Source organism: Sphaerisporangium sp. TRM90804, from assembly GCF_029846175.1.
GTDB lineage: Bacteria > Actinomycetota > Actinomycetes > Streptosporangiales > Streptosporangiaceae > Sphaerisporangium.
Window position 1 is genome coordinate 1 of the sequence record NZ_JARWAC010000022.1, and the last position, 17,624, is coordinate 17,624.

Annotated in this window: 16 protein-coding genes and 1 pseudogene; 10 read left to right on the top strand and 7 right to left on the bottom strand. The window is 71.7% G+C overall.

Annotated elements, in window-relative coordinates; genetic code table 11:
* Positions 1-445: 445 nt before the first annotated feature.
* Entirely contained in the window at positions 446-1,126 is a 681-nt protein-coding gene (locus PYR91_RS26460; protein ID WP_279783928.1) for a hypothetical protein, read from the bottom strand.
* A gap of 498 nt (positions 1,127-1,624) precedes the next feature.
* Between PYR91_RS26460 and PYR91_RS26465 the strand changes: the two genes are divergently transcribed.
* Entirely contained in the window at positions 1,625-2,788 is a 1,164-nt protein-coding gene (locus tag PYR91_RS26465; RefSeq protein ID WP_279783930.1) for an SGNH/GDSL hydrolase family protein, read from the top strand.
* 212 nt (positions 2,789-3,000) lie between these two features.
* Here the strand turns inward: PYR91_RS26465 and PYR91_RS26470 are convergent, their stop codons facing one another.
* Positions 3,001-4,698 (bottom strand): thiamine pyrophosphate-binding protein, encoded by a 1,698-nt coding sequence (locus PYR91_RS26470; RefSeq protein ID WP_279783932.1) that lies wholly within the window; start codon positions 4,696-4,698, stop codon positions 3,001-3,003.
* 479 nt (positions 4,699-5,177) lie between these two features.
* Between PYR91_RS26470 and PYR91_RS26475 the strand changes: the two genes are divergently transcribed.
* Complete coding sequence (locus PYR91_RS26475; protein WP_279783934.1) at positions 5,178-5,753, top strand: snapalysin family zinc-dependent metalloprotease; 576 nt, start codon at positions 5,178-5,180, stop codon at positions 5,751-5,753.
* 119 nt (positions 5,754-5,872) lie between these two features.
* Here the strand turns inward: PYR91_RS26475 and PYR91_RS26480 are convergent, their stop codons facing one another.
* Entirely contained in the window at positions 5,873-6,847 is a 975-nt protein-coding gene (locus tag PYR91_RS26480; RefSeq protein ID WP_279783936.1) for a lytic transglycosylase domain-containing protein, read from the bottom strand.
* Between the two features lie 257 nt (positions 6,848-7,104).
* Between PYR91_RS26480 and PYR91_RS26485 the strand changes: the two genes are divergently transcribed.
* Entirely contained in the window at positions 7,105-7,851 is a 747-nt protein-coding gene (locus PYR91_RS26485; protein WP_279783938.1) for a MerR family transcriptional regulator, read from the top strand.
* 32 nt (positions 7,852-7,883) lie between these two features.
* Here PYR91_RS26485 and PYR91_RS26490 read toward each other — a convergent pair whose 3' ends face one another.
* The gene (locus tag PYR91_RS26490) at positions 7,884-8,540 is read right to left on the bottom strand and encodes a TetR/AcrR family transcriptional regulator (protein WP_279783940.1); all 657 of its coding nucleotides are present in this window, start codon (positions 8,538-8,540) and stop codon (positions 7,884-7,886) included.
* A gap of 128 nt (positions 8,541-8,668) precedes the next feature.
* Here PYR91_RS26490 and PYR91_RS26495 point away from each other — a divergent pair, with 128 nt between their 5' ends.
* Genes PYR91_RS26495 through PYR91_RS26510 form a run of 4 tightly spaced genes read left to right on the top strand, consistent with a single transcriptional unit; the run spans position 8,669 to position 14,252 of the window.
* A complete protein-coding gene (locus tag PYR91_RS26495) occupies positions 8,669-10,291 on the top strand; it encodes an ABC transporter substrate-binding protein (protein ID WP_279783941.1) in 1,623 nt (540 codons plus the stop codon).
* Positions 10,288-11,223, top strand: a complete 936-nt coding sequence (locus PYR91_RS26500) for an ABC transporter permease (protein ID WP_279783943.1) — start codon at positions 10,288-10,290, stop codon at positions 11,221-11,223. Before PYR91_RS26495 ends, PYR91_RS26500 begins: the two co-directional genes overlap by 4 nt.
* Positions 11,216-13,279 (top strand): dipeptide/oligopeptide/nickel ABC transporter permease/ATP-binding protein, encoded by a 2,064-nt coding sequence (locus PYR91_RS26505; protein WP_279783945.1) that lies wholly within the window; start codon positions 11,216-11,218, stop codon positions 13,277-13,279. Before PYR91_RS26500 ends, PYR91_RS26505 begins: the two co-directional genes overlap by 8 nt.
* A complete protein-coding gene (locus PYR91_RS26510; protein ID WP_279783947.1) occupies positions 13,269-14,252 on the top strand; it encodes an ABC transporter ATP-binding protein in 984 nt (327 codons plus the stop codon). Before PYR91_RS26505 ends, PYR91_RS26510 begins: the two co-directional genes overlap by 11 nt.
* A gap of 142 nt (positions 14,253-14,394) precedes the next feature.
* On the opposite strand, the gene PYR91_RS26515 is transcribed toward PYR91_RS26510, so the two are convergent.
* Complete coding sequence (locus PYR91_RS26515) at positions 14,395-15,039, bottom strand: TetR/AcrR family transcriptional regulator (RefSeq protein WP_279783949.1); 645 nt, start codon at positions 15,037-15,039, stop codon at positions 14,395-14,397.
* A 144-nt stretch (positions 15,040-15,183) separates the two neighbouring features.
* On the opposite strand from PYR91_RS26515, the gene PYR91_RS26520 reads away from it, so the two are divergent.
* Together PYR91_RS26520 and PYR91_RS26525 are read left to right on the top strand one after the other, a co-directional pair.
* Complete coding sequence (locus PYR91_RS26520; RefSeq protein WP_279783951.1) at positions 15,184-15,963, top strand: glucose 1-dehydrogenase; 780 nt, start codon at positions 15,184-15,186, stop codon at positions 15,961-15,963.
* Positions 15,960-16,484 (top strand): nitroreductase/quinone reductase family protein, encoded by a 525-nt coding sequence (locus tag PYR91_RS26525; protein ID WP_279783953.1) that lies wholly within the window; start codon positions 15,960-15,962, stop codon positions 16,482-16,484. The genes PYR91_RS26520 and PYR91_RS26525 overlap by 4 nt, the downstream gene beginning before the upstream one ends.
* Positions 16,485-16,637: 153 nt before the next feature.
* On the opposite strand, the gene PYR91_RS26530 is transcribed toward PYR91_RS26525, so the two are convergent.
* Positions 16,638-16,991 (bottom strand): hypothetical protein, encoded by a 354-nt coding sequence (locus tag PYR91_RS26530; protein WP_279784090.1) that lies wholly within the window; start codon positions 16,989-16,991, stop codon positions 16,638-16,640.
* A gap of 164 nt (positions 16,992-17,155) precedes the next feature.
* Positions 17,156-17,362 carry a DUF397 domain-containing protein gene (locus tag PYR91_RS26535; RefSeq protein ID WP_279784082.1) on the bottom strand — a complete coding sequence of 69 codons (207 nt, stop codon included), beginning with the start codon at positions 17,360-17,362 and terminating at the stop codon, positions 17,156-17,158.
* Here PYR91_RS26535 and PYR91_RS26540 point away from each other — a divergent pair.
* A pseudogene (locus PYR91_RS26540) lies at positions 17,306-17,497 on the top strand (TetR-like C-terminal domain-containing protein); the annotation flags it as partial. The gene PYR91_RS26535 and the pseudogene PYR91_RS26540 overlap by 57 nt on opposite strands.
* Positions 17,498-17,624 lie beyond the last annotated feature (127 nt).

The following is a 17,624-nucleotide window of genomic DNA, read 5'->3' on the forward strand; positions in this document are numbered from 1 at the left end:
CGGGGTGTGTGAACACCAGGGCCGCGACAGCGGACAGCACTACGGCGCAGGCACCGGCCAGCGCCGCGATCGTTCGCTTCATCCGCTCTCCTTTGGTCGACGATGTCGGTTTCTTCTCTGCCTGGCACACGGGACCACGTCGCCACCGAGCTCGCGGGGGGTCTCGCCGCACGCCGGTATAGAGGCGGGCTCACACCGTGGTCAAGGCACCACCGGACGGCCGTGACGGCACACGCCCGGGGACCACGTCAATCCCCTGCATATCAAGCTACTTGCTATACAGGCCCTTGATATGGGACACGAAACTTTCACCCGAGGGACCGCACGTTATCGCCCTCCCCGCGCCCCCTCGGCCGCACTCCCTCGCGCCCGCCGGCGACGGTGCCCGCGGCGCGTCCGGGCTACCTGGCGTGCCGCCTGGACGCGGTGCGGCGGACGGGAATGATCATCTCTTGGAGAGGCCGCGGCGGCGCAGCCGAAGGCCGGTGGCCGCGGCGCACAGGAGCAGGGAGCCCGCCGCCACCAGGGCTCGGCCGTCGGGGCCGGTCGTACCGCCGCCGCCGGTGTCGGCGCCGCCGGAGGGGGTCTTGAGCACTCCGCCGCTCACCGTCGAGAAGGTCTCGGAGGCGGTCACGGTGGCCGTGACGGTGGGGGCCGGGGTTCTGGGCGTCGGCGTGGGACTGGAGGGGGTCGGGGTGGGAGTGGAGGGGGTCGGGTCGGGCGTCTGGCCGGCCGCGGTGACGGTGAGCGGGTGGGTCGTGAGCGCGCCGGGGTTCTGGACGTCGCATTCGATGAACGGCTCGTTCGGCCGTGACCCGAAGTTCATGGCGGCGGCCTTCACCGAGGCCCTGCCCGCGTTGCGCGAGGTCGTCCTCATCGGGACCGAGTCCAGTGGTAGCGGGATGATCTCGCCCGCCTCGACGGGGAGGAGCTCGCCGACTCCCGTGGCGGAGGTGAGGGCGGGGAGTCCGCTGATGGACGCGTACGCGTACAGCTTCGTGCCAGTCGGCAGCCCGGCGGCGGGTGCTCTGAGGCCGGCACCCTGCGCGTAGGTGCCCCGCCAGCCGATGGTCATCGGCTGGTCGGTGACGGCGTCCGTGGGAATGGTCAGTTCGACGTCGACCATGACGGATTGCTTCTCGGCTACTCCGTCGGTTGTGCACAGATATTCCACGATATCGGTGGCTATGACGGTATTAGCCGGTGCCGCGTGCGCCGGTTGCCATAAAACAGCCATACCGCCGATGAGGGCAGCGAGTGGAACGATCACAGCGAGGCGCACAACCGAACTCCAGATACGACAGACAGGGGCAAGAACGAGACGAGCGGTGAGCGTGCCCGGTTGACGCCGCGCGCCATTTCTTCGGCCGTCATTTCGCGGTCCAAGCCCGATAAATCCCGCTCATCACCTAATCCGCGTCATCTGCGCTGTTTCCGGGACACCGGCCGGACGGCTACACGAGGGCGTCGGCAACACGTGGGAAAGCGCTGGTGGTCTCGCGCGTGTCTCACGTGAGGCGGTGCTACGTTCTGCGATCGCTCGACCACAGTGAGCTTTACGCTCCTCCGGTCGCGCGCTCGCTTAGGGGCGGGCGCGTGACCCCCGACAGCACTTGGAGAACGCATGAGACCACGCAGGATCAGGAGATGGGTGCCGGTGCTCGGTGCCTTCGCGGCGCTGGGGCTGGTGGCCTCGGTGTCGACGGCGGTCGCCGATGCTCGTCGTGGGGAGCCGCTCCAGTGGGTGGTTCTGGGGGACTCCTATACGGCGGGGGCCATTCCGGCGGCCAGCAGCAAGCCCGGGGGGCGCTTGAACGATCCGCCGCATTTCCGCGACGGGGCGGTGGGGGCCGAGACGCGGAGTGGGTGTGACCAGACCGACCTGTCGTACCCCTACCGGGTCGACGCCGCCCTCGGGGAGAAGGGGGAGGGGCTGGTCAAGCTCACGGCGAACGTGAGCTGCGGTGGTGCGCAGATCAAGCACATCCAGGCCGAGCGGCAGACGCCCTACGGGCAGAACATCCCCGGGCTGTCCAAGCCGGACCACCTGTTCTTCCCGACCGACCCGGACGCCGACGCGACCTCGCTCGCCTTCCCCAAGGTCGAGCGGGTTCAGCTCGACGCGGTGACCGGCGACACGCGGCTGGTGACCGTCGGCATCGGGGGCAACAGCCTCGGGTTCGCGCCCATCATCGCCAAGTGCATGGAGCTCGGCGCCGCCACCGGCGACGAGGGCGCTCCCTGCAGCGCCCACTTCACCGAAGCCTCCGCCGACGTGGAGACCATCACGCGGCGCCTGGAGCGGGTGGCAGCCGAGTACCGGGTGATGCTGGACCAGATCAAGGCCAAGGCCCACCCCGAGGCGAAGATTCTGGCGATCGGGTACCCGTTCATCATCCCCGAGGACGACCAGATCAGCCGGTGCATGTGGGGGAGGCCTGAGGAGAACCTGATCTCGCTGCACCACTTCGCCAGCGTCACCCACGACGACCTCAGATGGTTGCGCGACTCGGTGCTCAAGCCGCTGAACTCCGTCATCGCCCAGGCCGCCGCCGACGAGGGGGCGCACTTCGTCGACCTGTACGGGCTGGGCGCCCCCGGCCACCACGTGTGCGGGCAGACCGGGGTCGGGCAGGACGAGGCGTGGGTCGAGGGCCTCATCGACCAGCACGTCTACGTCCCCGTCATCACCCGGTGGCCGCGCGGCGCGCTGGTCCACCCCAACGCCAAGGGCCACGAGCAGGCGGCGACGGCCGTCATCGCCAAGATCCGCGAGCTGCTGACCTGACGACCCGCTATCCGGGGACGTCCTGCGGCGGGGCGGCGGGCGATGGCCGGCGCCGAGCCGCGCCGCCCCGAGGACGATCACCGGCGTCGCCGCGCCGGTGATCCCCCGGGTCCATAGCCGGTGGCGCCGCCTCGATGACCGGCAGCACGTCGCTGCCGGTGTCGCCGTCCGGCCTCGCCGGTCGGCGGACGGCCGGGCCGGCTCCTCGGGCGCTACCCCTGGTGGGGTGGGCGCGCGTTGGCCTCGGCCACCTTGGATCCCCACTCGAGCAGTTGGCGACTGCAGTCGTCGTGCTCGATGCGGCACTCGACGAGCACGGGGCCGCCACGGTGGCCGCGGGCCCTCTCGACGGCCGAGGCCAGCTCTCCCGCCGTCGCCGCAACGAGGCCGAGGCCGTGGCCGTCCTCGGCGTTCCAGGCGGCGACGAGGCCCGCGTAGTCCCAGTTCTTGATGTAGTTGTACGGGCCGTCGTGGATCTCCGACTCGACGACGTACCCGCGGTTGTTGACGAGGAGGATGAGCATCTCCCGGCCGTGCCGGATGATGTTCGCCACCTCCTGGGCGGTCAGCTGGAACGAGCCGTCGCCGATGACGGAGATGAGCCGCCTGCGAGGTTCCAGGCCCATCGCGTAGCCGAAGCTCGCCGGGACGGCCCAGCCGATCGATCCCCACTGCATCTCGATCTCGAATCGCGCGCCCCCGGGCAGGCGGGTGTACATCCCGTTGAACCAGGAGTCGCCGGTCTCCACGAGCAAGGTCGTCTTCGCGTCGAGCTCCCGCTCGACCTGCCGCCACAGCTCGGCCCGGGTCAGCGCGGAATCGGGGCCGGCGGAGGGCGTGGGCGCGGCCTCGCCGTCCGGCCCTCCCGTCTCGCGCCGGTACTGCTCCAGGGTGGCGGCGTTCGGGCTCACCTTCCCGCCCACGGTCGAGAGGAAGTCGGCCAGCGCGACACCGGTGCATTCGGCGTCAGGGAACCGGACCCGGCCGGGCTGGGCGTCGATCAGGCGCTCCCGTGGCGGCAGGGCCGTCCAGCCGACGGTCGTGTAGTCGGTGAACATCGGCCCGGCGGCGACGATCAGGTCGGCCCAGTCGACGATGGGCTCGCAGCCCGGGGTGCTCACCCCGCCCCAGTAGATGCCGATGTACTGCGGATGGTCCTCGGGGAACAGGCTCTTGGCGTCCGGCATGACCGCCACCGCGCAGCCCAGGGCTTCGGCGAGTTCGCGGAAGGCGCCGACCGCGCCGAAGGAGCGCAGGTGGACGCCGGCCAGCAGAAGCGGCCGCTTGGCCCGCCCGATCAGGGCGGCCGCCCGCTCGACTGCCGCGTCCAGAGCGCGGGAGCCGCCGGACCACCGGGGGGCCTCGAACGGCCCGGGCGCCGGACATGGGGCGTCGGAGAGGTTGCACGCGATCTCGATGTAGGCGGGCTTGCGCTCGCGCAGCGCGGTGCCGATCGCGTGGTCGATCATGGACGGCGCGTCGTCGGCGTGAAGCACCCTGACGGCCGCGCAGGTGACATGCCGGAACATCTCGTACTGGTACGAGAAGTCGTGGGTGCCGATCGTGTGATGGAGGAGGTGGCCGGCTGCGGCGTCGTTGGTGTTGGGCCCGGATGAGACGAGGATCACCGGCAGCCTTTCGGCATAGGCCCCGGCCACGCCGTTGAGCGCGGAGAACGCCCCCACGTTGAACGTGGTGACCACCGCTCCGCATCCGTTGACCCGCGCGTATCCCTCCGCGGCGTAGGCCGCGTTGAGCTCGTTGCAGCAGCCGACCTGCTCGATGTCCTCATGCGCCAGGAGCTCGTCGAGCAGGATGAGGTTGTAGTCTCCCGGGACCACGAAATAGTGCTTCAGCCCTATCTGCTCGAACCGGGTGGCGAGATAACTTCCCACGGTGAAGTCACCCATGGTTACCCGTCCTTGTCCTCGACGGCGTTGCGCGGGCATCACACCCGCGCGAAACTACAGCACCGTCGCGACGGCGGATGAAATCCCCATCCGACCTCAACCGAACATGGCGGGGAATTTCCCGGAACCCGGCGGAAGCTCGCTCCGAATTCACCGCCTTTCGTGAAATGTCAGGCTTCCTGCGGGGATCGCGGCCGGGGGCCGGGCAGCGAGTGAGGCGCAGCCTCGGGCCGGGCAGTCGTCCATGACGCGGCGCGACCCCGGGCCGGTAGCCGTCCACGACGCGGCGCGGCCCAGGGCCGGGCGGCCGTCCATAACACGGTGGTAGGGGAGAACTGGCGTATCCCCGGCGGGGCCCGCCGAGGTTACCTTGGCGGGAGCCCCACCCCGAGGACTCCATGGGTCATCGGCGTCACCTCGCCGGTGATCCCCTTGGTGCGCCTCGCCGGTGGTCACCCCCCACCCCGAGGAGACCCCCGATGCACCTGCGAAGGATCCTTCGCACCGTCTCAGCCCTGGTCATGGGGCTGGCCTTCCTGGTCACCGTGTCGCCCGCCCCTGCGGCGACCGCGCACACCGGCGCCGCCTCGGCGAGCGCGGCGCGTGTGCTCCGGTACGACGCCAGCCGGGCCGCCGAGTTCCGCAGCGTGGTGGACCAGGCCGCGCAGGTCTGGAACGCCAGCGTCACCAACGTCCGGCTCGTGGCGGGCACGCCCGCCGACTTCGTCGTCCTGGCCGACAACGGCTGGCCCCGCGCGAGGGTCACCAGCCTGGGCCGGGGCACCATCTGGATGGGCCGGGAGGCGACCGCCCAGGGGTACTACCCGCTGCGCATCGCCACCCACGAGATCGGCCACATCCTCGGCCTGCCCGACCGGCGCACCGGCCGCTGCACCGATCTGATGTCGGGCTCCAGCGCCCCGGTGAGCTGCACCAACGCCAACCCCAGCTCGGCCGAGCGCAGTGAGGTCAACGCCAACTTCGCCGGCTCCACCCCGCTCGTCCAGTTCGACAAGCTCTACGTCGACCGCCCCGCCCCGGCCCCCGCCCGGTAACGACCCCGCCGACCGAGTGAGGGCCGGGCCGACGGCCCTCACTCCCGGGCCCGTCTCCCGTCACGACCGGGAAGGCCGGACGCCGGACGCCCGCCCCGACGCCCGCCTCGACGCACGGCTCAGGGGCCGGTGAGGCGGCGTTCGCCGGTCGTGGTGAGGACGAAGACCTGCCAGTTGTAGTACGCGTAGTAGTTGCGCGGATCGCGTTTGATCTGGCGGGCGTGCAGGAGGATGGCGTTCACGTACGCCTGGGACGGGTTGTAGGCGTGCAGGGCCCGCTGGTAGTCGCGGGGGGCGCCGGAGGCGCGCAGGTAGTTGGCGGCGGCCATGACGGCGTCCCTGGGGTCCTGGATGTCGCCGCCCAGGCCGTACGCCTTCCACGTCGCGGGCATGAACTGCATCGGCCCCTGGGCGCCGGCGTGGCTTGCCGACTTCACCCGGGCGAACTTGGTCTCGGCGAACATCACCGCCGCCAGGATCTCCCACTCGACGCCGAACCGGCGCTCGGCCTTGCGGAACAGCTCCAGCAGGGCGCCCGCGGGCGGCGGGTCCTGCACCTTGAAGGTCGCCGAGCCCTTGATGGGGCGGGCCAGGGCCAGCAGCTCCTGGATGGCGGCGGTGTTGTCCCTCGCCTCCTTGGCGAGCTTCGCGGGCAGCGCGGCGAACGCGCGCGCGGCCACCTTGGGGTGGCGGGCGGCGTACCGGTAGATGCGCTGCTGGTGCAGCGCCAGGAGCACGACGGGCTCCGGCGGGGCGCCTTTCGCCGGGTCGCCGTCCTTGGTCCAGGCGTCGACGGCGTCGTGCAGCGCCCGCGTCGTCGTGTGCAGGGCCTCCGCCAGCTTGGGGGCGGTCTGCGGGATGCGCGCGTCGGGATCGGGCAGGGCGTCGGGTTCCGGCGCGGACGAGGCGGCGGGACGGGTCTCGGTCGCCGCCGAGGACGGCGGGGCCGCGGCCGGCGCGGCCGGCTCGCGCTCGGCCGCCGGGTTCGCGCAGCCGCACACCGCTGCCGCGGCGACGGCGAGGGCCGCGCCCAGCGAGACGACCCGCGCCCCGGCGCCCCGGACCGCGGCCCCTGGTGGCGCGAAGCGGGTCACGAATCCCCCGGCGGGTGCGGTGGCCGGCGTGCCCGGTGGCGTGGCGGGTGTCGCGAATCCTCTGCCCGGGGTAGTGGTGCCGGTCGGGGCCGGGCGAGGGGAGGGCTTCGCCGGTCGTCGTTCGCGGTTCGCGGTCGCGTCGGTGGCTGCCTTCATATCGAAGGAATCTACAACCGCCGTCGCGCGCGGCCGTCGAACACGCCGCGCGGGCTTGCGCCTGACGCGGCGTGAGGTTCTAACGTCGTGAGGGTGGTCGCATGAGCGGGGCCGGGCGGCGGTGGAAGGTCGGTGAGCTGGCGCGGGCGACCGGCCTGACGGTCCGCGCGCTGCACTACTTCGACCAGATAGGGGTGCTGTGCCCGTCCGAGCGGTCCACGGCCGGGCACCGCGTGTACACGGCCGGGGACGTCAGACGGTTGTACCGGGTGCTCGCCCTGCGCGACCTCGGGCTGCCGCTCGGCGCGGTGGCCCGGGTCCTCGACGGCCCGGCCGCCGGCCTGGAGCCGGTGGTGCGGGAGAACCTCGCGCGGGTGGACCGGCGGCTCGCCGTCCACCGGCGGTCGCGCCGCCGCCTGGTGGCGCTGCTGGACGCGATGGCGGCGACGCGCGACCCCTCGATCGACCGGTTGCTCGACGACATGGAGGCGATGATGGAAAGCGGCTACTTCACCCCCGGACAGCTCACCCGGTTGAAGGCCCGTCACCGGACGCTCGGCGACGAGGGCCTGGCCGGCTGGCAGCGGGAGTGGGCGGACATCGCCGAGGAGGTCAGGGGGCACATCGCCAACGGCGTCGACCCGGCCGCCCCGGCCGCGCAGGCCACGGCCGCGCGGTGGAGCGCGTTCACGCACCGCCTGACCGGCGGCGACAGGAGCGTCCTGTCGGCGATGTACGCCAAGCTGGACGGCAAGGGCCCCGAGGCGGCCACCCGCGGAGTCGTCGACACCCAGGTGTGGGACTACATCCGGCGCGCCTTCGCGGTCGGCTACGGCCCCGCGGACTGACGGCCGGTCGGCCGCCGGGCCACCGCCGTGCGTCAGTCGGTGCGCCGTTCGCGGGGGTGGCCATCGCGGCCCTTCAGCAGGCGCAGGGCGCCGCTGGAGAAGGCGACGAGGACGTCGAGGGTCTCCTCGACGTCGGTGAGGCGGCCCTCGATGTGGCCGACGGCGAAGGTGTTGGTGAGGGTGTTGAGGCCTTCGGCGACCATCTCCAGGCGGCGGCGGGAGGGCTCGTCGTCCGCGGTGTAGCCGAGGGCGGCCAGGTCGGCGGCGAGGTGGTCGCGGTAGGCGATGGCCGTCCTGGCGGCGAACTCCTTGAGCGGGGACGAAGGGTCGTGCAGGGCGCGCATGCGGATGCGGAGCAGCTCCGGGTGGCGGATGATCGCCTCCAGCGGGATGCGGAAGGTGTCGCGGTGCCGTTCGCGGTCGCTGGGCGCCTCCCGCGCCCGGCGGCGCGCCTCGCGCATGGACGCGCGGAGCTGCTCGCCGTAGTGCTCGCTGACCGCCCGGAGCAGATCCTGCTTGTCCTTGAAGTGGACGTAGAAGCTCGACTGCGCGATGCCCGCCACCCGGGCGATCTTCACCGTCGTGAGGCCCGCCTCGCCCTCGTCGTCCAGGATCGCCAGCGCCGCCCGGATCAGCCGGCGCCGCGTCCGGTCTTTGGCCTCGCTCCTGGTCAGCGGTGTGCTGCTCACGTCTCGCTCCTCGTTCACCCGCGATGGTACGGCGGGACCCCGCCCACTCTCCCCCGTAGGCCCTTGTGAGTTCTTTCACCGATAGTAGTATCGGTGAATCGCTCTCGGGGGACGGGAGAGAGGTACGGATGAGACGCCGCACTACCTTGCTCGCATCGCTGGCCCTGGTCGCGCTGACCGCCTGCAGCGGGCCCCGGCCGGTCGCCGGGCCGCAGGCCCCGTCGTCCGGCACGGCCTCGCCCACCGCCGGAGGCCGCCTGGTCTACGGGCTCAGCGCCGACGCCGCCGGCTTCAACCCCGTCACCGACCAGTTCTCCTCACAGACCTACAGCATGGTCGGCACCATGGTGGAGACGCTGGTCAGCGTGGACGCGTCCGGCGCCTGGAAGCCCAACCTGGCCCAGTCGGTGACGCCGAACTCCGCCGCCGACGAGTGGACCATCAAGCTGCGCCAGGGCATCACCTTCTCCGACGGCACGCCGCTGACCGGCGAGGTGGTGCTCGCCAACTTCAAGGCGCAGCAGGCCTCCCCGCTCACCAGCTCGGTGTTCGGCCCCGTCCTGTCTGCCGAGCTGGCCGACCCGATGTCGGTCAAGGTGAAACTGCGCCAGCCCTGGGTCGCCTTCCCCTACCACCTCGCCGCGCAGATCGGCATGGTGCTCGCGCCGGCCTCGCTCGCCGACCCCGACGCCGCCGGCCGCGCCCCCATCGGAACCGGCCCGTTCACCCTCAAGCAGTACGTGCCCGACAGCCGCATGGTGGTGACGCGCAACCCCACCTACTGGCGCAAGGGCCTGCCCTACCTGGACGAGATCGAGTTCCGCATCCTGCCCGACGGCCAGACCCGCGCGCAGACCCTGGAGGCCGGCGGCCTGGACGCCATGGGCACCACCCGCGACGAGGACGTCGTCAAGTTCGGCGCCCTCAAGGACTCCTACACCGTGCACCGGCCGAAGGGCATGGCCGTGGCCGAGTACATGTTCATGCTGAACACCGCCGCCGCCCCGCTGGACGACGTCCGCGTCCGGCGGGCGCTCGCGCACGCCACCGACCGCGCGGCCGTCATCGCCACCGTGCGCTCCGGCCTCACCGAGGAGGCCGACGGCCCCTGGTCGAAGGACTCGCCCTGGTACGACGCCGGCGGCGACTATCCCGGCTACGACCTGGCCAGGGCGACCAGCCTGGTCAAGGAGGTCGAGGCGGAGAAGGGGCCGATCGCCTTCGAGGTGCTGTCGCCGCCCGACCCGAGCACGATGGCGGGCGTCGAGCTGGCCCAGGACATGTGGCGCAAGGCCGGCGTCGACGTCACCATCCGGCAGGCCGACCAGGCCGACCTGATCAACCGCGCGGTCGTTGGGGACTTCCAGGCCACCGTGTGGACGCAGTTCTCCTCCCCCGACCCCGACGGCGAGTACGTCTGGCTGCACAAGAACTACGCCCAGCCGGTCGGCTCCGTCGCGCTCAACTTCAGCCGCCTGCGGGACGTCCAGCTCAGCGACGCCCTGGACAGCGGGCGCAGCAACCCGCAGCCCGAGGTGCGCAAGAAGGACTACGCCACCGTGCAGCGGCGGCTGCGCGAGCTGGTGCCGTTCGTGTTCGTCGACCACCTCGACGTCGGCTCGGTCATCGCGACCACCCGGGTGCGCGGCATCGTCGACCAGACCCTGCCCGACGGCGACAGGCGCACGCCGCTGACCGGCGCGCCCGTGCCCTACCACCCCTTCACCCAGGTCTGGGTCAGCGCGAAGTGATCGCGTACCGGCTGGCCCGGCTCGCGGTGGTGCTGCTCGTGGTGACGTTCCTGTCCTACGTCCTGCTCAACCTGCTCCCGGGCGACCCCACCACCCAGATGCTCGGCCTGTCGGCCACCGAGGAGGCCCGCGCCGAGCTGCGCCGGCAGCTCGGCCTGGACCAGCCGCTGCTCGTCCGGTACGGCGCCTGGCTCGGCGGCCTGCTCTCCGGCGACTTCGGCACCTCGCCCATCACCCGGGTGCCGGTCGCCGAGGAGCTCGTCGAGCGGCTGCCGGTCACGCTGGAGCTGCTGGTGGCGGCCGAGGTCCTGGCGCTCGGCCTCGCCGTCCCGGCCGGCGTCGCCGCGGCCCGCCGCGCCGGGCGAGCCCTGGACCAGGCGCTCACCGCGCTCGGCTTCGCCCTGCTGTCCACCCCGGTGTTCGTGGTGGGGGTGCTGCTGATCCTGCTGTTCGCCGTCACCTGGCGCGTGCTGCCGGCCACCGGGTGGACGCCGCTGTCGGTCGACGTCGGCTGGAACCTCACCTCGGTGCTGCTGCCGGCCGTCACCCTCGGCTGCGCGCAGATGGCCGTCTACGCGCGGCTGCTGCGCACCGACCTCATCGCCACCCTGCAGGAGGACTACATCACCCTGGCCCGCGCCCGCGGCCTGTCGCCCCGGCGGATCCTGTGGCGGCACGCGCTGCGGCCGTCGGCGATCTCGCTGGTCACCGCGGTGGGCCTCAACCTGGGGGCGCTCATCGGCGGCACCGTGATCGTCGAGACGCTGTTCGGGCTGCCCGGCGTCGGGCGGCTCATCGTGGACTCCATCTTCTCCCGCGACTACCTCACCGTGCAGGGATGCGTCGTGCTGATCTCCGTCGGGTACGTCCTCGTCAACTTCGCGGTGGACCTGGTGTACGCCGCCGTGGACCCGCGGATCCGGCGTGCTTAGGCGCCTCGGCCCCGCGTTCTGGATCGGGTCGGCGTGGATCGCCGTCGTCCTGGCCGCCGGGCTGCTGGCCGACGTGCTGCCGATGCCCCGGTACGACGAGACGCTGGCCGGCCCGCCGCAGGCCGGGCCGAGCGCCGCGCACCCGCTAGGCACCGACGGGCTCGGCCGCGACGTGCTCAGCCGGGTGGTGCACGGCTCGCGCGTCTCGCTCGGCGTCGGCGTCGGCGCGGTCCTGCTCGGCCTGCTCGTCGGGGCGCCGCTGGGCGTCCTGGCCGGATACCGCAGGCGCGCGGCGGACGCGGTCATCATGGCGGGCACCGACATCGCGCTCGCCTTCCCCGCGCTGGTGTTCGCGCTCGCCGTCGTCGCGTTCGCCGGGGCGAGCCTGCGCAACGTGCTCATCGTGCTCGGCGTGCTGGGCGCGCCCGCGTGGACCCGCCTCATCCGCGGGGCGACCCTGTCGGTGGCGCAGCGCGAGTTCGTGCTCGCGGCGCGCGCGCTGGGCGCCCGCGACCGGCGGATCCTGTGGCGCGAGATCGTGCCGAACGTGACCATGCCGGCCGCGTCGTACGCGTTCATCGGGATGGCGGTCGCCGTCGTCGCCGAGGGCGGCCTGGCCTTCCTCGGGCTGTCGGTGCAGGCCCCCACCCCGACGTGGGGCGGGCTCATCAACGAGGGGCGCGCCATCATGGAGAACGCGCCGCACCTGGTGCTGGCGCCCTCGGTGGTCATGTTCCTGACCGTGCTGTCGTTCAACCTGGTGGGCGACCGGCTGCGGGCGCTCACCGCGGTGCGCGAGAGCGGGCTTGAGCCGGTGCGGCGGGCCGCGCCCGCGTCGCTGCCGACGGCCCCGCACGCCGCCGGGGACGTCCTGTTGCAGGTGGCCGACCTGCGCACCCACTTCGTGGCCCCGCACGGCACCGTCAAGGCCGTCGACGGGGTGTCGCTCACGCTGGAGCGGGGCCGCACGCTGGCCGTGGTGGGGGAGTCGGGCTCGGGCAAGTCGATGCTGATCAGGTCCATCCTGGGGCTGCTGCCCGCCGGCCAGGTGCTGCGCGGCGGCAAGGTGTACCTGGAAGGCGAGGACCTCACCGCGTACCCGCCCGAGCGGATGCGGCGCGTGCTCGGCACCCGCCTCGCGGCGGTCTTCCAGGACCCGATGACCGCGCTCAACCCGGTGCGCCGCATCGGCACCCAGCTGGCCGAGCCGCTGCGGGTCCACCGCGGCATGAGCCGCCGCCAGGCCCGCGCGGAGGCGGCGCGGCTGCTGGCGTCGGTCGGCATCCCCGACCCCGCGCGCACGCTGCGCCGCTACCCGCACGAGCTGTCCGGCGGCATGCGCCAGCGGGTGACCATCGCGATGGCGCTGTCGTGCGGGCCCGACGTGCTGTTCGCCGACGAGCCGACGACCGCGCTCGACGTGACGATCCAGGACCAGGTGCTGCGCCTGGTGCACCGGCTGCGCGGCGAGCGCGACATGGCCGTCCTGCTGGTCAGCCACGACCTGTCGGTGGTGGCGGAGTGGGCCGACGAGGTCGTCGTCATGTACGCGGGCCGGGTGGTGGAGCGCGGCCCGACCGCCGAGGTTCTCGAACGGACGCGCATGCCGTACACCGAGGCCCTGCTCCAGGCCGTCCCCAAGCTCACCGACCCGCCGCACCGCCGCCTCCGCGTCATCACCGGCCGCCCGCCCGACCTGGCCGCCCTGCCCAGCGGCTGCGCCTTCCACCCCCGCTGCCCCCACGCCGACCCCCGCTGCGCCACCGAGACCCCGCCCCTCATCCCCGCCTCCGACCCGCCGCCTGCCGCCGGACCGCCTGCCGCCGGACCGCCTGCCGCCGGACCGCCTGCCGACGGGACGCCACCCGCCCACCAGCCGCCGCCCGCCGCCGACGGCCCACCGAGCGCCGTAACCCCGTCGTCCCCAGCCGAGCCGCGACCGCTCGCCGCCGCCGTCCCGCCGTCGTCGACGGCGCCGGAGCACCTGTACGCCTGCTGGCACCCGCGCGGCGCCGGGACGGCGATCACCGAGGGAGCCGAGTCGCATGGCAGGTAGCGGAACGGCGCATCTGCGCCCCGCGGAGCAGGTCGTGCTGCGGGTCGCCGACCTGGTGGTCGCGTTCCCCGCGGGCCGGGGGCGCGAGGTGCGCGCGGTGTCGGGCGTGAGCTTCGACGTGGCCAGGGGCGAGACGCTGGGCATCGTCGGCGAGTCGGGCTGCGGCAAGTCGAGCGCGGCGCGCGCCCTCATGCAGCTCCCGCCGCCCCGCGCCGGCTCGGTGCGGCTGGACGGCGTCGAGCTGACCGCCCTGCGCGGCGAGGAGCTGCGCCGCACCCGCCGCCGGCTGCAGATGGTGTTCCAGGACCCGATCTCGTCCCTCAACCCCCGGCGCAGGATCCGCGACATCGTCGCCGAGGGCACGCGCGTCTGGGGCCTCGGCGACTCCAGGGTGGACGAGATGCTGGAGGCCGTCGGCCTGGACCCGAAGACGGCGGCCGTCCGCCGCCCCCACGAGTTCTCCGGCGGCCAGTGCCAGCGTGTGTCCATCGCCCGGGCCCTCGTCCCCGAGCCCGAGGTGCTGATCTGCGACGAGCCGGTCTCGGCACTGGACGTGTCGGTGCAGGCGCAGATCCTCGGCCTGCTGGAGGACCTCAAGCACCGCTACCGGCTCACGCTGGTCTTCATCGCCCACGACCTGGCCGTGGTGAAGAACGTCAGCGACCGCATTCTGGTGATGTACCTCGGCAAGGTCTGCGAACTGGCCCCGAGCACCGTTCTCGTCGACCACCCCGCCCACCCGTACACCCGGGCCCTCCTGTCCGCCATCCCGAGAAGCGGCCTGGACCTCCCCCCGTCCGACCACCTCATAACCGGCGAACCGCCGTCCCCCGTGACCCCGCCCACCGGCTGCCGCTTCCGCACCCGCTGCCCCAAGGCGGCCCCCCGCTGCGAGTCCGAGGAACCCGCCATGCGCGCCATAGACGACGACCACTGGGTGGCCTGCCATTTCCCGGAACAGGGAGAGGAGTAGCCGGCACGAACGGACTTTCGCCCGGGGAGACGGCACCTGGATAGACGACGGCTGCGAACCGGCTCTTCACAGACGCGCGGGCCTCGATTGCCTAGGCGGCAGCTCCTTGGTGGCGGTGGGGCTCATTCGCGGCCGGCGGGGCTCAGTCGTGGGGAGACGGCTCCGGTCCAGTCGCGGCGTACCGGGCGACGATGGTGCGGACGGCCTCGTCGACCACCTGAGCGACGCGTTCGGCGCTCACCTCCCAGCCCGGCACTAGGAGCGTCGGCCAGAAGACGTAGTTGGAGATCATGCCCAGGAACTGGGTGGCCGCGAGGTCCACGTCCTCGACCCGCACCGTTCCCGCCTCGTGCTCGGCTAGGAGGTAGCCGCGTACGGACTCGAAGTAGGGCATCTTCCCGTGCGAGAACTGCGCATTGGCGAGTTCGGGGAATCGCGGCAGCTCGGCGATGACGATTCGGAACAGGTCGGTCATCTGGGCGCGGCCCAACAGCTCGGCGTAGCGGCGACCGATGACGCTGAGCCCGTCGACGACGTTGCCTGCCGGCGGCGGATCCTCTTCGCCAGCGGTTGACCAGGACTCGGTGACCATGGCGTCGAACAGGGCGGCCTTGCTCGGAAACTGCTTGAACAAGGTGGCCCGCGAAACGCCCGAGCGCTCTGCGATCCGCGCCAGCGACGTCCGGTCGTAGCCCAACTCGAGGAACAGCGCGGTCGCGGCCGTCACGATCAGCGCGCGCTTCTCCTGGGCGATGCGCTGGTGATACGTCGTCACGACCCCGCTCATGAGCCGAGTATACGAGGTGAGTGGCTTGACTCACCATTGCCGCCCACCTAGTGTCGGGGCAATGGTGAGTCACTCGGCTCACCATCGGCCGCCGTTCATCCCGGATGATCTCGGTCGGTCACCCACGTACCGAAGGAACATCTGATGCGCCGCTTCGACAACCAGACCGTGCTCGTGACCGGTGGGACCGGTGGCCAAGGCTCGAGCCACGTACGTGCCTTTCATGCGGAGGGGGCGAACGTGGTGATCGGCGACATCGACGCCGAACGCGGCGCCGCTCTCGCCGCCGAGCTCGGGACCCGCGCTCGCTTCACCCGCCTCGACGTCACCGACGAGAGCTCGTGGTCCGCCGCTGTGCTGGCCGCCGAGAGCGCCTTCGGCGCCCTGAACGTGCTCGTCAACAACGCGGGCGTCCAGAACCCGCCGGCGCCTATCGAGAAGACGGACCAGGCCACGTGGTCGCGCATCCTCGACATCAACCTCACGGGGACCTTCCTCGGCATCAAGGTCGCAGCCCCCGCTCTGCGCCGCGCGACAGAGGGAGCCATCGTCAACATCGCCTCGACGATGGGCCTGGGCGGCACGGCGCACTACGCGCCGTACGTCGCCAGCAAGTGGGCCGTGCGCGGTCTCACCCGAACGGCAGCGCTCGAGCTCGGCCGGGACCACATCCGGGTGAACACCATCCACCCCGGCGTGATCGCGACCTCCTTCATCCGAGAACCGGCAGCCGGCGCCACCGCGGCAATCGCCGACTTCTACTCACCCGAGCCGTTCGCCATCCCCCGACTTGGAGAGCCGACCGACGTCACCCGGCTTCTGCTGTTCCTCACGTCGTCAGACGCGTCGTTCATCACGGGGTCGGAGTACGTCATCGACGGTGGACTCCTCCTCGGGCCCGCCCTTCAGACCGAGACCGCATGAGCGGTCCAGACACGACCGGATGCAACGACTCCGGACGGGACGCGTCTCTGTCGCACCTGCCCGATCACATCCGGCGAGCCATCGAGATCACCCCCGCCGCGGGCACCAGTGAACGGATCATCGACATCACGACGCTGGGGCGCCGCACCGGCCGACCACGCCGCATCGAGATCTTCTTCTACCGGGCTGCGGGCACCACCTACCTGTGTAGCGGCGCCGGCGGGGCCGCCACCGACTGGCATGCGAACCTTCTCGCCAATCCCGCCTTCACCTTCCACCTCAAGAACGGGATCCGTGCGGATCTGCCTGCACGGGCCACGCCGGTCACAGCCCCGGCTGAACGTCAGGCCGTGCTGGCGGAGATCGTCGCGGATCTCAATCAGCCCCACGACCCCGGCACCATCCGGCCGACTCGGCTCGAAGAGTGGGCCGACAGCCGACTGATGCGCATCAGCTTTCCGCCATCGGCCGTGATCGCGGCCCCCTCGACAGATGACCTACTCCCAGAGACCGGAGTGTAGTCGCAGCTGGAGCGGCTCCTCGCCAGATGAAGGTGCGACCTGGGGCGTCTACCAGCGGATGATCGCCGCCTACCGCCACGAAGACCGCCGCCGTGGCCGGGACCTGATGGCCGCACTGATCGAGAGCCTGCGAACTCAAGCCGGAAAGCGACGCTACTGCCAGTCTCGCAGGCATGTGCAGACTGCCCACGCTGATACCTGTTGGCCGGTCGCGTCGGTGACCACGACGTCGATTCGCACGCTGTTGCCAGGAATGCAGCCGATTCGCAGAACGTGGCCGGTGAACTGCGTCTTGAGGTCACCGTCTTTGTACCACTGGTAGGTGTAAGGGGTGACGCCGCCTTCCACGGTGATCGCGCACCATATGAGGCTGCCGCCCGGATCACAGTCCCAATTCCTGAGCACGGGTGAGCCGGCCGCCTGGGCGTTCGACGCCACACCACCGGTGAGAACCAGCAGCAGGCTGAGCGGAAGGGCGGCAACCGCTGATCGGAGCTTCCTGTACATGGAATCAGTCCCATTCTGAAAGCGGGTCGACCCGAACTTCATACCACTCACCGCTTGCCCTGGACCCAGCCGTGTTCGCGCGATGGGGGGTGGTGAGCTGAGTCGAGGGGTGCCCGAAAAGGGTCGTGCCGAAGGCGCCGTTACCAAGGGGCCGACGGCCGATCTCAGAGACCGAGGGCGCCGCCCTTGATTCCCCTCACGAACACGGACCACTCACTCGTCGCGAATACCAACACCGGGCCGCCCGGCATCTTGCTGTCCCTGACGCCGACGAGGCCGGGAAGGCCCGACGCCACCTCGACGCAGGTCTCCTCGACTCCCTGTCGGCGGTGCTGTCCGGATACAAGCTCGACCCGGCCGACACCGTGCACGCGTTACGGCTCCTGCGCAGCCTGTTCCACGGCTTCGCGGTCCTGGAAGCCGCCGGCGGCTTCCAGATGGACACCGACGTCGACGAGAGCTTCGAGTGGCTGATCGCCTTCGTCGACCGCGGCCTGACCTCTTAGTGGCGTCCGGGGGTCACCGGCACGGGTGAGTCGGCGTGTCATGATCTGACGGTTCAGGGTCTCCTGGTGGCCGGGCTTGGGCTCATCGTCGCGCGGGTAGAGGCGGAGTTCCCAAGATCAGTATCTG

What these genes read in the sequence shown, in the direction of transcription:
- PYR91_RS26460 (WP_279783928.1), bottom strand. Translation starts at nt 1,126, where the DNA reads ATGGTCGACGTCGAACTGACCATTCCCACGGACGCCGTCACCGACCAG.
- PYR91_RS26465 (WP_279783930.1), top strand. Translation starts at nt 1,625, where the DNA reads ATGAGACCACGCAGGATCAGGAGATGGGTGCCGGTGCTCGGTGCCTTC.
- PYR91_RS26470 (WP_279783932.1), bottom strand. Translation starts at nt 4,698, where the DNA reads ATGGGTGACTTCACCGTGGGAAGTTATCTCGCCACCCGGTTCGAGCAG.
- PYR91_RS26475 (WP_279783934.1), top strand. Translation starts at nt 5,178, where the DNA reads ATGCACCTGCGAAGGATCCTTCGCACCGTCTCAGCCCTGGTCATGGGG.
- PYR91_RS26485 (WP_279783938.1), top strand. Translation starts at nt 7,105, where the DNA reads ATGAGCGGGGCCGGGCGGCGGTGGAAGGTCGGTGAGCTGGCGCGGGCG.
- PYR91_RS26495 (WP_279783941.1), top strand. Translation starts at nt 8,669, where the DNA reads ATGAGACGCCGCACTACCTTGCTCGCATCGCTGGCCCTGGTCGCGCTG.
- PYR91_RS26510 (WP_279783947.1), top strand. Translation starts at nt 13,269, where the DNA reads ATGGCAGGTAGCGGAACGGCGCATCTGCGCCCCGCGGAGCAGGTCGTG.
- PYR91_RS26515 (WP_279783949.1), bottom strand. Translation starts at nt 15,039, where the DNA reads ATGAGCGGGGTCGTGACGACGTATCACCAGCGCATCGCCCAGGAGAAG.
- PYR91_RS26520 (WP_279783951.1), top strand. Translation starts at nt 15,184, where the DNA reads ATGCGCCGCTTCGACAACCAGACCGTGCTCGTGACCGGTGGGACCGGT.
- PYR91_RS26525 (WP_279783953.1), top strand. Translation starts at nt 15,960, where the DNA reads ATGAGCGGTCCAGACACGACCGGATGCAACGACTCCGGACGGGACGCG.
- PYR91_RS26530 (WP_279784090.1), bottom strand. Translation starts at nt 16,991, where the DNA reads ATGTACAGGAAGCTCCGATCAGCGGTTGCCGCCCTTCCGCTCAGCCTG.